Genomic DNA, 12838 nt, shown 5'->3' with positions numbered 1-12838 from the left:
CATGAAGACCCGTCTGCCCTCCCATGATCCGCAAAGCGATCCGCGCAAAACCCTTGACCGTTCCGACCTTGGCGTTGCCTCGGTCAATGCCCTGCCGCAAGTGGCCTCGAAATCGACGCTGAAAGACAGTCTGGTGCTGGCCGGTGGCATTATGGGCGCGGTGTTTCTGGGTGCGCTCACTCTGGTGTTCATGAACAACAACCGTCAGGCGGCGCAAACCCGGCCGCCGCAGGCGCAACCGGCGCAACCCGCGCCGCAGCCGCCGGGGCAGAATGGCACGGTGGTCGAACTGCCGCCCGTGGCGCTGCCTGAAGGCCCACCGGTGGCCCAGCCGCAACCGCCTCAGGCAGGGGGGGCCGCCCCCGTGGCCGATGCCAATAACGCCCGCGCCAACGCCCTGATCTACGACGTTTCGGCCCCCGACCCCGATCCGGCGGCCAATGCCGCTCAGGCCGCTGCCCCGGCGCAAAAGGCCGAAGGTAATGTAATGGATGGCAATTCGGTTGCCGCCCTGACCAGCCTTGACCCGACACGTCAGGTGCGCGCCACGCGCATTACCACGCCGTCGCGCACCGTATCGCAAGGGACCCTGATCCCGGCGGTGCTGGAAACCGCGCTCAATTCTGACCTGCCCGGCTATACACGCGCGCTGGTGTCGCGTGATGTGCGCAGTTTCGACGGCTCGCGCGTCCTGATCCCGCGGGGCTCGCGTCTGATCGGCTCTTACCGGTCGGGCCTGCAAAGCGGGCAAAACCGCCTGTTCATCACCTGGACGCGCCTGATCCGTCCGGACGGCACGGCCATCGTCCTGACCGACCCTTCAACCGACAATCTGGGTCAGGCGGGTCAGACGGGTGATGTCGATACGCACTTCTTCAAGCGCTTCGGCTCGGCCATGCTGCTGTCGATCATCGGTGGCCTTGCCAATGCGTCCAATGGGGACAGCAACACCATCGTCATCGGCACGGCGCAGGGGGCCAATAACGCCGCCACAGCCGCGCTTCAGGCGGACTCAAAGATCGGCCCGACCGTGCGCGTGGCGCAGGGCACGCCGATTCAGGTCTTCGTTTCCCGCGATCTCGACTTCTCGCTATGACCGAAGCCCTACCGACCGAAGGCGTCTATCTGAAGGCCTATCTGGCCCCCTTCCGGCAGTGGCTTGACCGCGCCGAAGTGACCGAGGTCATGGTCAATCGCCCCGGTGAAGTGTGGGTCGAAATCAGTGGTCAGCCGCATATGCAGCGCTTTGATGCACCCGACATCGACGACGGCCTGCTCAACCGGCTGGCGGCGCAAATCGCGCGCATCAGCCATCAGGGTATCAACCGCGAAAACCCCATGCTGGCGGCCACCCTGCCGTCGGGTGAGCGTGTGCAGATCGTCGGGCCGCCTGCCACACGCCGCCACTGGGCCATCGCCATCCGCCGCCACCTGATGGTCAACCGGCCGCTGGAGGCCTATGATCGCGGACCCATCCGCGCCCCGGCCTATGGCAATCCGGCCGACGAACAGCGCGCCGCCCGTGCCAATCCGGTCGCCTTCCTCAAACAGGCGGTGACCGAGCGCAAGACCATCCTGATTTCGGGTGGCACCTCTTCGGGCAAGACGACCTTCCTCAACGCGCTCTTGAGCGCTGTGCCCAATGAAGAGCGCGTCATTCTGGTCGAGGACACGCCGGAAATCGCCGTGCATCAGCCCAATGCGCTGGGACTTGTGGCCGTCAAGGGCGAACTGGGCGAAGCCAAGGTGACAGTCAATGACCTGTTGCAGGCGTCGTTGCGCCTGCGCCCGGACCGCATCATCGTCGGCGAAATCCGCGGCGCCGAAGCCGTGACCTTCCTGCGTGCCATCAATACCGGCCACCCCGGCTCCTTCACCACAGTGCACGCCAACACGCCGCAGGGCGCGCTGGAACAGATCGCTCTGATGGTGATGCAGACCGGCATGGCCCTGTCGCGTCCGGAAACCATCGCCTATGCGTCCGGCCTGATCGACGTTGTCGTGCAACTGTCGAAGGCGGGTGGCGAACGCGGCATTTCCGATATTCTGTTACCCCGGAATGCCCTGACGTCATTGTGACAGGGTTGAAATGTTCACATAACAAGATTCGCCTTAATCGGTTGGGATAACCCTTGCAATAGATTGCAGTAAAGGCGAATCGATGACCCACGACAACCCGAACACCCCCTCCTATCACAAGGATGAAGGCAGCCTCCAGGACCTCATTCAGTCGCTTTCACGTCGGCGCGCGATGGCTATGCTGGGGACGGTCGCTTTCGGGTCCAGCTTCACGGCCGCATGTGGTGGCGGTGGTGGTGGTGGGTCAAGCACGACAAGCGTAGCCACATCCTCGTCTTCATCGTCTACGGCCAGTTCATCGTCCAGCAGCAGTTCTGCTTCGAGCAGTTCGTCCTCCGCCAGCGGCACCTGCACAACCTTTTCAAATGAAACTGAGGGACCATATCCCGGCGACGGTTCTAACACCGTTTCTGGCAGTGTCATCAACGCACTGGCCATCTCAGGCATCAATCGTTCAGACATACGCACTTCGGTGGGATCAGCCTCAGGTACGGCACCGGGTCTGCCCCTGACCCTGACCATATCGCTGGTCAACTCAGGCAGCGGATGTACTCCCCTTGCCGGTTATGTGGTTTACATCTGGCACTGCACCCGCGACGGGCTTTATTCGCTCTATTCCTCGACCATAACCGCTCAGAACTATCTGCGCGGGATACAGGTGAGCGACTCAAACGGTAAGGTCACCTTTACCACCATCTTCCCCGGTTGTTATACTGGGCGGATGCCGCATATCCACGTTGAGGTCTACCCCAGCCTGGCTGCCGCCACCAGCTATGCCAACAAGATAAAGACAACGCAATTCGCGCTGGATCGGACGGTCTGCTCTACGGTTTACAGCACGGTCTCAGGATACAGTGCCTCGACGACGGCCCTGAACGGCATCACGTTTGCTACGGACAATGTCTTCAGTGACCTGTCATCATCGCAACTGGCTGCGCAAACCATCAGCCTTAGCGGTGACACTACCAACGGTTATACCGGCACCATCACGCTGGGGATCACGATCTGACCCCTATCCCATAAGGGTTTTTAGGACTACATAGGGCGTGCGCCAGTCTATGGCGCGCGCCATAAGCCACGCATCATTATAATAGGTGTCGGCGTAGCGCTCACCCCCATCGCAAAGAATGGTGACGATAGAGCCCGTTTCGCCCTTCTGCGCCATCTCCTGCATCAGACGGACACAGGCCCACAGATTGGTGCCGGTCGAGCCGCCGACGCGCCGGCCCAGACGCTCCGACAACAGACGCACGGCGGCGATCGACTGGGCGTCTGTCACCACCTCCATGCGGTCGATCAGCGACGGGATAAAGCTCGGCTCGACACGCGGGCGTCCGATCCCTTCGATGCACGAACCGCAACGGTCGATCATTCGAACGCTGCGGTCGTGATAGTGGCGATGGAAGACTGAGCCTTCGGGGTCTGCCACACACAAGCGCGTCGGCAGGCGGCGATAGCGGATATAGCGCCCCAGGGTCGCAGACGTGCCGCCGGTTCCGGCCCCGGTCACCAGCCAGCTCGGCACCGGATAGGGTTCGGCGGTCATCTGGCTGAACAGGCTTTCGGCGATATTGTTATTACCGCGCCAGTCGGTGGCGCGTTCGGCATAGGTGAACTGATCGAGATAGTGGCCGCCGGTTTCCTCGGCCAGACGTTGCGCCTCGGCATAGACGGCATTGGGGTCATCGACGCCGTGCACCTCGCCACCCTGAAAGTGAATGGCGTCGATCTTGGCCTGCGCCACCGACTTCGGCACCACGGCGATAAAGCGCAGCCCCAACAGGCGCGCGAAATAGGCCTCGGAGACAGCGGTCGAACCCGACGAGGACTCGATCAGGGTGGTTTGCGGCCCGATCCACTCATTGCACAGGGCATAGAGGATCAGCGAGCGCGCCAGCCGATGTTTCAGGCTGCCGGTCGGGTGCGACGACTCGTCCTTGAAATAGAGCTGCACGCCCGGAAACGCCGCCACCTCATGATGGATCAAGTGCGTGTCGGAGGAACGGTTGAAATCCGCCTCGATGCGGCGCACCGCCTCAATCAGCCAGTCGCGCGGCACCTGTGTCATCCTGCTCATCCCGTTACTCCTGAAACCGGCACAAAGCGCGTGCGGGGTCAGGAGTCAAGAGCCACCTGCCTTATACCAACGGCCGAAGATGCTGACCGCATCCGGCCATTGAAGAAACGAGACTGTCTCATATGTGTCAGTGACATGAGACAGTCTCGAATGGAATACCAAGAGTCATTTTCAATGACCCTTGGTATTACGGCTTGAGCAGGTCCAGTGCTGCCGCCGTCATGGCCGACGCGCCGGTGACAATGGTCGCCTCCGGGTCGATCTTGAACAAGGCCGAGTGGTGCGAAGCCACCGCCGGGCCGCCAGCTTTCGCCGCATCTAGCGCCGCCTGAGGCGTGCCACCGACGGCGAAATAATAGCCTGGCACCTTGAGGTCTGGTTGAACGAAATAGGCGAAGTCCTCCGCCCCCATGCCCATCTGCTGGAATGGCACGACCGTGTTCGGCCCCAGAGCCGCGGCAATCGCTCCGTTCAGACGGCGTGCCAGTGCCGTGTCATTGATGGTCGTGGGGGTGCCTTCGACGACATTGACCTCCGGCAGCTTGTCGTCGGGCAGGCCGTTAACCCGGCCCATATTGACCGCCACACGCTTGACGCCATCCACCAGTTGCGCGCGTGTCACTTCGTCATTGGCGCGTACCGTCACCTGAAGCTCAGCCGCATCGGAAATGATGTTGTGTTTGCTGCCCGCGTGGAAGGCCCCGACCGTGATCACGCCGGGGCTCAGCGGCGGGCGTTCGCGGCTGATCAGCCCTTGCAGGGCGATAACGATCTGGCTGCCGATATAGACCGGGTCCTTGCCCTGATGCGGCGACGCACCGTGCGCGCCGACGCCATGCACGTGGATGTCGATGGAGTCAGACGAGGAATACTGGATGTTTTCCGAAGCGGCCACCTTGCCCGTCGGCATTTGCGAATTGACGTGGAAGGCCAGCGCATAATCGGGCTTGGGGAAGCGGGTATAGAGCCCGTCCTTCAGCATGGCCTTGGCCCCCATGGCCCGCTCCTCACCCGGCTGGATGACAATGACCAGCGTGCCCTTCCATTGCGACTTGAGCCGCTGAAGCTGACGCACCGTGGCTACCATGGCCGTGATGTGCGTGTCGTGACCGCAGGCGTGCATGACGGGGTATTCAACGCCGTCCATGCCGACCTGCTTCGCGGTCGAAGCGTTGGCAAGGCCCGACGCTTCCTTGACCGGCAGGCCATCCATATCGGCGCGCAGCATGACGACCGGGCCGGGACCATTACGGATCACCGCCACCACGCCCGTGCCCCCGACCTTTTCCGTTACCTCGGCCCCGGTGGCGCGCAATTCCTTGGCCATGCGCGCGGCGGTCTTGCTCTCCAGCATCGACAGTTCGGGGTTACGGTGGAACCAGTCCCACATAGCCCCCAGATCCTTCTGATAGTCGGCGCGGATCGCGGCAACATAGTCCGGCTCTGCCAGAGCGGGCATCGAGAGCCCCATAAGGGCAGCGGTCATCACGGGTAACAGGCGGCGCATGGACATCCCCACAGAACAATAGACAAAGTAGGCGGTGCGCCGCGCGCCTTGTCAAGGGCAGGCGCAGACGAGAAAAAGGCCCGGGGCACCACTCCCGGGCCTTTTCGGCGACGCGGCGGCGTCACATCAACACCGCGTCACCCCGAAGCCATCGCTGATAAAGGGGATAGATCAGGCGACGGCGTTCAAGCTTTTAACCTCTTTGGTGGTCAGCAGATCGGTACGGCTCCAGTCACCGAGGTCCAGCATCTCCGGCACCGCCTGACGCTGCTTCAGCCAGTCGAGCAGGCCCTTTATGTCCGCCAGCCGCGCCGCTTCGGCCCCCAGCGCGGTGCTCTCGGGAATAAGGTCCCCATAGGCCCGCACGGCATCGTCGGCCTCGACCTTGCCCTCTTCGGCAATGTGCGACAGGGCCTGTTTCGGGAAGCTGCGCGCCCAGTCGGCGGCCCCGGCCAGAGCCTGAACCAGACGCGACACAATCGCCTCATTGGCCTCCAGAAACGGGTAGTCGATGGTCAGGGTGCGCAGTTCGACCAGCCTCTTGAGCCGGGAATCGCTGCGGATATCCGCCGCCTCAAACGCATGGACAATTTTTAAACCCGCCGTGCGCGCCAGCTCGATCCCCTTGGCCCCGAACAGGAGACCGGCATCGGCCTGACCGCTCATAACCGCCTCTATTTCACGCCGCGCAATATCGCCAAAGGGCGTAGACGGGTGCCCGGCGACGATATTGAAGAAGGTCACCTCGGCCGGTTTCAGACCGCTGACGTCCAGAATACTTTCCCAGGCGCGCAGTGAGCGCACCCGCGCCGGCGAAAAGCCGCCCGCTTCGCGCGGCAGGGCCAGCGTGCGCCCTTTGAGGTGGGCAAGGTCGCTAATGGATGACCGCGCGGGCGCCACAACCAGCACCGTATGCCAGGTGTGCCCGATGGCCAGAAGCCGCGAGCGCTCATTGACACCATAAGACCACAAGGCGGTGGCCGCATCGCCCTCGCGAACCAGATTGGCCAGAGAATGATCGAGATAGCCCTGCCGTACCGACGGCAACGAGGTTTCGCGCACCGAGACAAAATTAACCGGATCGCGTCGAAATTCCCGCTGCAACACGCCGCGATGCGCCAAAAGGCCCATGGCCGTCAGGGTCGGGCAACGCGCATACCACACCAGTTGCGACGGCATCTGAGACGATGCCGAAGGCGGAACAGTGAGCGAGGCAGACGGCCTGACGGACATGGGAAGTCACCTTCGTTGGACAGTGCGCAAGGCCGCACCGCGGGAGGCAGGATACGCCGGAAGCGCCCTTTATTCCTACTTAAATGATTTTATTTTGTCCAAACCGTTTTCGTGTTTTAAGTGTGATAATTTCTTAATCGACAAATCAGAAAAGGTGATGAAGAGGGAAGCCCATCCTTATCGCCAACTCAATTGATTTTAATTTTGGATTGTTTTGTTTAAACCACAGATCACACAGATTTCACAGAAAGGCGCTAAGCACCTGTGCTGGTGGCACCAACACGGAAAATCTGTGTGATCTGTGTGATCTGTGGTTTCTGAAGCGGAACGACTCCATCAAAGGTCATTCCGCTCTGACTCAGTGTCCGGCCGCCTGCCCGGCCAGCATATTGCCGATGCCGATGATCACGGTCGAGCCGACCAGCAGCGCGATACCGCCCCAGACCAGCGCCTTGGTTTTGGCCGAAGTCCCGGCCCATTCTTTCAGCGCGAAACCCCACAGGGTCGAAAACAGGATGATCGAGGCCATGTGCAGCGTCCACGACGAGAAGCCGTATTCGCCCATCTGGCTTTCACCCATGGTGTAGAAGAAGAACTGGAAATACCACAGCGTGCCGCCCAGTGCCGCCAGCAGATAGTTGATCAGCAGGGGAATCTTGCCCTTGTCTTCCGCAGCGGTGCGCGGCTTGCCCACCCATTCGGAAGCCGATTTATTCTTGAGGATCAGATAGCCGGACCATACGAGATTGGTGGTCAAACCGCCCAGCAAAACCATGCACAGGACCGGCAGACCGACCCACAGCGGCCCGGTTCCGGCGGCGGCTGAGGCTTCGCGCACAGGTGCCCCGGCGGCTAGGCCAAAGGCAAAGCACGACGACATGATGCCGCAAAAGACCGCCACGAGCAGGCCCTTGGTCAGGTTGAATTCTTTCAGGCTTTCAGAGACTTCGGTGACTTCCTTCTCTTTGGCGTGACCGGCGCGCGCCACCAGAATGATACCGCCCAACACCACCAGAACACCGAACAGGGTCACCTGCCCACTCAGCGTCTGGATCAGGCCGATGATCTTGCCGGTGAAGATGGGTTCGCCCAACGTGCCAATTACCGTGGTCAGGCCCAGAGCCACCGCCATGCCGAGGCTCAGGCCCAGATAGCGCATGGTCAGGCCGAAGGTCAGGCCGCCAAAGCCCCACAACAGGCCCCAGAAGACGCACCAGAACCACGTGGTCGGGGACGCCCCACCCAGCACGCCAAACAGGTCAGACGTCTGAAAATAGGCAAATATCCACGGCGCGATCAGCCACGAAAAAATGCCGCCAGTCAGCCAGAATATCTCCCACGACCACAGTCTGATCTTTTTATAGGGCACGTAGAAGGAGGCCGAGGCGAGACCGCCCAGCCAGTGAAAAAAGACGCCGATCAGCGGGTTGGGAGTCATAGGCGGACGCTTCCTTATGATTGATTTTGTCCGCTTATGCTAACTTCATGTCCCGATATACGCAATGCCGTTCTAAAATTTTCGTCAGACGCGCTCAGACCGCCGTTTTCAGTCCACCATAGTGGGCGCTTAACACCGAATGATAGGCGCTCAGCACGCCCTCAACATCTACGTCACGGCAGACGGCCTGCACCGGCAGATCGTCCCACGGCCCCGGCGGGAAGCTGCGGCCCTCTTCTTTCAGTATGGTCTGACCGATGGCGATCCCGTCCGTCACGGCGCGAATCGTGCCGCGCGCATAGCCGAACAGGTGTGGTTCAAACACAGCAATGGCGGCGGCCACATCGTGCATGGCGCAGCCGGCAAAGCCGTCGCGTTCGGTATAGAGCTTTTCATAGCCGCGCGAGATGTCGAACAGGAACTGCCCCGTTTCACCCGCCGTGCGGCCCAGCTCACGCGCCGCTGCGGTGGACAGGATACATTGGGTGGTGACATCCAGACCGACAGCACGCAAAGGCCAGTTGGCCGTCAGGACCTTGTCCGCCGCGTGCGGGTCATTGATGATATTGGCTTCGGCCACGGGCGAGACATTGCCGCGACGCGGGCCCCAGCCGAAGGCACCGCCCATGATCACCACCTCCTTGACCAGACCGGTGATTTCCGGATCAAGGTCAAGCGCCAGCGCCAAATTGGTCAGTGGCCCGACGGCCAGCAGCGTCACTTCGCCCGGAAATTCGCGGATCAGCTCGACGATGCGTTGCGGCGCAAAGGTCGCCTGCGGTTCGGCGTTAAATCCCTCCAGCGCGCCAATATCGCCCAGACCATCATAGCCATGCACGTGCGGCGCAGGCGTCGGCGCTGGCAGGACCAGCGGCGTATGCGCCCCGCGATAGACCGGCACCTCGATGCCGAAACGCTGCGTCAGATAGAGGGCATTGCGCGTGGTGATTTCCACCCCGCCATTGCCGAACACGGTCGTCAGCGCCAGCAATTCAGCCTGCGGCTGCGCCCCCAGATAGGCCAGCGCCATGGCGTCGTCGATGCCCGGATCGGTGTCGAAAATAATCTTCATCTTACTCATTTCGAAGGGTCTGCGCTCGTGTGGGTATAGGTGCACAGGTCGGACTGCACCTGAAGGCACATGACGGTGCGGGTCGCATCCGACACGGCATCAGCGGCGCTGAGGCGCGCCTTATCCTTATGCAGCGCCTCGACCTTGGGCAGGACGCCGGTGTAGCGATAGATATAGAGGGGTGTTTTGGTGACCTTGGCCGCGCGCACCATATTGTCGATATTGCGCTGGCTATCATCGACAAAATAGACGGCATCGAACTTACCCAGGCTGCCCATCAGCAGCAGGAGCATAATGCCCTTGTCCTGACCGGCGACCATCATGACACCGTCCTGAACCGTCACATCCTTATAGGCGGTGTTGCTCAGCGTGACCTTCAGCGCCGCGCCCGCTGCGCGGATTTCACTGTCGCGCAGACGCCCCCGCCGGGTGCACAGGGGTTTGGCGCAATCGGGCGCTTTCGACAGGTCATAACCCGCCCTTGACAGGGCGCGTTCGGTCTGCCCGCGCAGGTTCGGGTCACGCGCCGTCAGGGCATAGACGGGAATCCCGGCGTCCTGAAGCCCGGCCAGCACCGCCGGACCATCGGCCTGAGTCGGCACCATGTTCGTCACCTGATACCACAGGGCCTGTTCGTAAAAGATCGGCTCGTAATCCGGTGTCTGACCCGCCGGGGTGCGCGCCTTTATGGCGGCCATGCGCTCCGAAAGCCAGGCCTCGGACCCCAGGTCCTGCGGCACGGTCAGGATGGTGTCGTCGATATCGACCACGAACAGCACGCGTTTTTTTGCGGCTTGATCGGCCAGCGCCAGATCGGCAGCGCTACGCAGGTCAGAGGTCGTATAGAAGCCTTCTGCCGGTACGGGCGGATGCTCAGCCGCCGCAAAGGCCTGACCCGAAAGGGCGGTGGTGCTGAGGGCCAAAGCGGCCAGCGCAGCCGCAAGAGTTGGGAAACGCATGGGATTTCCTGAAAATGAGTAGCCGGAGCGCCCTGCCCTGACTTGGCAAAACGCGCGGATCAGGCTTAGATCAGTGCCTTGTTTGTCGCAAGGCCAACTGTCTACAGACATCGTCTATAGACCGATTTGTGAAACGTTTAATTACCTGCCTCGCTGCCGGTGTCAACCAAAGGGATTTTCGTGAGCGCCTCCATTCTCGTCCTCGGCTCAATCAATGTGGACTTCTTTATCCGGGTTGATGCCCTGCCCAAACCTAATGAGACGATCATGGGCCACGATACGGCGGTGGCCATGGGCGGCAAGGGGCTCAATCAGGCGGTGGCAACGGCGCAGGCCGGTGTCAAAACGCGCATGGTCGGCGCGGTGGGCGATGACAATTTCGGCGGCATGGCGCGCGATTTCCTCAAAAAACGCGGCGTGGATGACGCCTCTGTGGTGGTGCTGGACGGTGTCGGCACCGGCATGGCCAATATTCTTGTCGCGCCCGATGGTCAGAACATGATCGTCGTCTCCTCTGCGGCCAATGCCCGCCTGACGCCCGCCCATGCGGAGGCCGCCGAGGCGCTGATCACTTCGGCCGGGGCGCTGGTTGTGCAGCTTGAAACGCCGCTCGATACGCTGAAGGCCGCGCTGGAAATCGCCACGGCGAACGGCGTCAAGACCATTCTCAACCCGGCCCCGGTCGATAGCGGCGTCTTTGACCTCCTGCCCCTGTGCGAGGTGGTGACGCCCAATGAAACCGAACTGGCCAAACTGACCGGCATAGACGGACAGGACGATGACTCGCTGATCCGTGCCATGCAGACCCTGCGCGCGCATGGGGCGGAAACCGTCATCACGACGCTGGGAGCCAATGGCTGCGCCGGCCTGATTGACGGTGAACTGGTGCGCCTGCCGGCCTTCAAGGTTGAAGCGGTGGATGCGGTGGGCGCGGGTGACGTGTTCAATGGTGCACTGGCGGCGCGACTGGTTCTGGGCGACGACTACGTGTCGGCCATGCGCTACGCCTCGGCGGCGTCGGCTATTTCGGTCACGCGCCGCTCGGCCGACGCCGCCCCGACGGCGGCGGAGGTAGAGGCGTTTCTGCGCGAGCGGGGTTAGTATCTATTTTATCAGATAGGACTCATGAAACGCCAGGCGGGTCGCGGTCCGTCGCGGATAGCCACCGACGTCGGTTTCCCTGTCGATAATGCGCCCCTTGCCCGCCTGCGCCTCCGCAATAATGCGGGCGTCGATCGGATCGCGCGCCCACGGTCGTGCGCCGACGCGGCGATAGACATGGCTTTCGATGTCGGCGGCGGGCCGTAAGGTTAAGCCCTGCGGCCACAGGCTTTCCCTGGGCACAGCGCGAATCCACGCCTTGGGGCGATAGGGGGCAGTGTCTTCATAGCCATCCGACCGCGCCTGATAGTAGGCGATCATCGGGGCCGGGCGGCCATCGGCATAGGTGGCGATATTGTCGGCGGCGTGCAGATCGAGGTCACCGGCCCCGCCGAATTTCAGCAAACCCAGATTGGACCGCGTATTGAACCCGCCGCGCATCACATTGCCGCGCAGCAGAAGCTTACCGGCGATGGGGGTGCGTCCCTTCCACTGGTCTTCGACCAGCGTATATTGCGCGCAGGCCGAGCCCGGATTGACGAAGACATTGTTGACCACAACCGCCTGCGCTCCGCCCTTGATCAGCGGATGACGCTCATTGTTGTGGGCATAGAGATTGCCCATCAACAGCGCCCCCGTCACATTGTCATGCAGCAGCGACCCCATCGAATGCGGCCCTTTGGCGTGGCTGGCGTGATGAAGACTTTCGCCGATCAGATTGTTTCTGAACACAATAGTATGTGACGTGTTGCGTCGCCAATCGTCCGGTGTTGCGCCCTCAAAGCGCGGTCCGGAGGCCGACAGGGCCTCATCCACCGCCCAGGTAAAGCTGCACTGTTCGATCAGGACGTCGTGCGCCGCCGTGCAGGACAGGCCATCCGGCTCAAAGCCTGAGCGCTCCGGCATACCGGCGGTGCCGGGACGCACGGCGATGTGCCGGATGACCACGTGATGGCTCTGCACGCTGATCCCGCCCCGGATCAGGGTAATCCCCGGCGCCGGTGCAGTCTCTCCGGCCAGGGTGAGGTACGGCTCGCGAATGACCAGAGTGGTTTTATTGAGGTCGATGACACCACCAACCTCAAACACCACAAGACGCGGACCTTTGGCGTCAAGCGCCGCCTTCAATGATCCGGGGCCTTCGGGATCAAGAGTCGTCACCCGGATCAGCGCAGGCCTTTGCGCGCCGTGCACGGGAGAGGCTGCGGCGCTGATCAGGCCGCTCAGAATCGCCCGGCGATGAAGGCGGTGTGGCATTGTGTTTTCCCTGTTTCGTTTTTTCCTCGCCGTCTTTGGCCGGAGTTCACGACATTCTACGGTGAGGGTAACCGGTTTCCGTTGCCTGCGGCAGCCTCAAACTGTGGGTGATTCC

General features: G+C 61.9%; 12 protein-coding genes. 4 read left to right on the top strand and 8 right to left on the bottom strand.

The window, feature by feature from the left end:
- Window position 1: 1 nt before the first annotated feature.
- Window positions 2-1096 carry a TrbI/VirB10 family protein gene (locus EM6_RS03295; RefSeq protein ID WP_126420306.1) on the top strand — a complete coding sequence of 365 codons (1095 nt, stop codon included), beginning with the start codon at window positions 2-4 and terminating at the stop codon, window positions 1094-1096.
- Entirely contained in the window at window positions 1093-2079 is a 987-nt protein-coding gene (virB11, locus tag EM6_RS03290; RefSeq protein ID WP_126420305.1) for a P-type DNA transfer ATPase VirB11, read from the top strand. Before EM6_RS03295 ends, virB11 begins: the two co-directional genes overlap by 4 nt.
- A gap of 147 nt (window positions 2080-2226) precedes the next feature.
- Here virB11 and EM6_RS17300 read toward each other — a convergent pair whose 3' ends face one another.
- Entirely contained in the window at window positions 2227-2541 is a 315-nt protein-coding gene (locus EM6_RS17300; RefSeq protein WP_172961086.1) for a hypothetical protein, read from the bottom strand.
- A gap of 10 nt (window positions 2542-2551) precedes the next feature.
- On the opposite strand from EM6_RS17300, the gene EM6_RS03285 reads away from it, so the two are divergent.
- Entirely contained in the window at window positions 2552-3088 is a 537-nt protein-coding gene (locus EM6_RS03285) for an intradiol ring-cleavage dioxygenase (protein ID WP_232037080.1), read from the top strand.
- A 3-nt stretch (window positions 3089-3091) separates the two neighbouring features.
- Here EM6_RS03285 and EM6_RS03280 read toward each other — a convergent pair whose 3' ends face one another.
- The 6 genes from EM6_RS03280 to EM6_RS03255 form a co-directional block, all read right to left on the bottom strand.
- Window positions 3092-4156 (bottom strand): PLP-dependent cysteine synthase family protein, encoded by a 1065-nt coding sequence (locus EM6_RS03280; protein ID WP_126420304.1) that lies wholly within the window; start codon window positions 4154-4156, stop codon window positions 3092-3094.
- A gap of 187 nt (window positions 4157-4343) precedes the next feature.
- The gene (locus EM6_RS03275; RefSeq protein WP_126420303.1) at window positions 4344-5663 is read right to left on the bottom strand and encodes a M20 metallopeptidase family protein; all 1320 of its coding nucleotides are present in this window, start codon (window positions 5661-5663) and stop codon (window positions 4344-4346) included.
- A 171-nt stretch (window positions 5664-5834) separates the two neighbouring features.
- Window positions 5835-6896, bottom strand: a complete 1062-nt coding sequence (locus tag EM6_RS03270; RefSeq protein ID WP_126420302.1) for an ABC transporter substrate-binding protein — start codon at window positions 6894-6896, stop codon at window positions 5835-5837.
- 358 nt (window positions 6897-7254) lie between these two features.
- The gene (gene rhaT, locus EM6_RS03265) at window positions 7255-8334 is read right to left on the bottom strand and encodes an L-rhamnose/proton symporter RhaT (RefSeq protein WP_126420301.1); all 1080 of its coding nucleotides are present in this window, start codon (window positions 8332-8334) and stop codon (window positions 7255-7257) included.
- Between the two features lie 94 nt (window positions 8335-8428).
- Window positions 8429-9415 carry a nucleoside hydrolase gene (locus EM6_RS03260; protein ID WP_126420300.1) on the bottom strand — a complete coding sequence of 329 codons (987 nt, stop codon included), beginning with the start codon at window positions 9413-9415 and terminating at the stop codon, window positions 8429-8431.
- Window positions 9412-10365: a DUF2608 domain-containing protein gene (locus EM6_RS03255; protein ID WP_172961115.1), complete on the bottom strand. Its 954-nt coding sequence runs from the start codon at window positions 10363-10365 to the stop codon at window positions 9412-9414. The genes EM6_RS03260 and EM6_RS03255 overlap by 4 nt, the downstream gene beginning before the upstream one ends.
- Before the next feature lie 180 nt (window positions 10366-10545).
- On the opposite strand from EM6_RS03255, the gene EM6_RS03250 reads away from it, so the two are divergent.
- Complete coding sequence (locus EM6_RS03250) at window positions 10546-11466, top strand: ribokinase (RefSeq protein ID WP_126420298.1); 921 nt, start codon at window positions 10546-10548, stop codon at window positions 11464-11466.
- Window positions 11467-11469: 3 nt separating this feature from the next.
- Here the strand turns inward: EM6_RS03250 and EM6_RS03245 are convergent, their stop codons facing one another.
- Window positions 11470-12723, bottom strand: a complete 1254-nt coding sequence (locus EM6_RS03245; protein ID WP_126420297.1) for a pectate lyase — start codon at window positions 12721-12723, stop codon at window positions 11470-11472.
- Window positions 12724-12838: the final 115 nt, after the last annotated feature.

The sequence above is a fragment of the Asticcacaulis excentricus genome, from assembly GCF_003966695.1.
Classification (GTDB): domain Bacteria; phylum Pseudomonadota; class Alphaproteobacteria; order Caulobacterales; family Caulobacteraceae; genus Asticcacaulis; species Asticcacaulis excentricus_A.
This window is presented reverse-complemented; position numbering and strand designations above follow the sequence as displayed.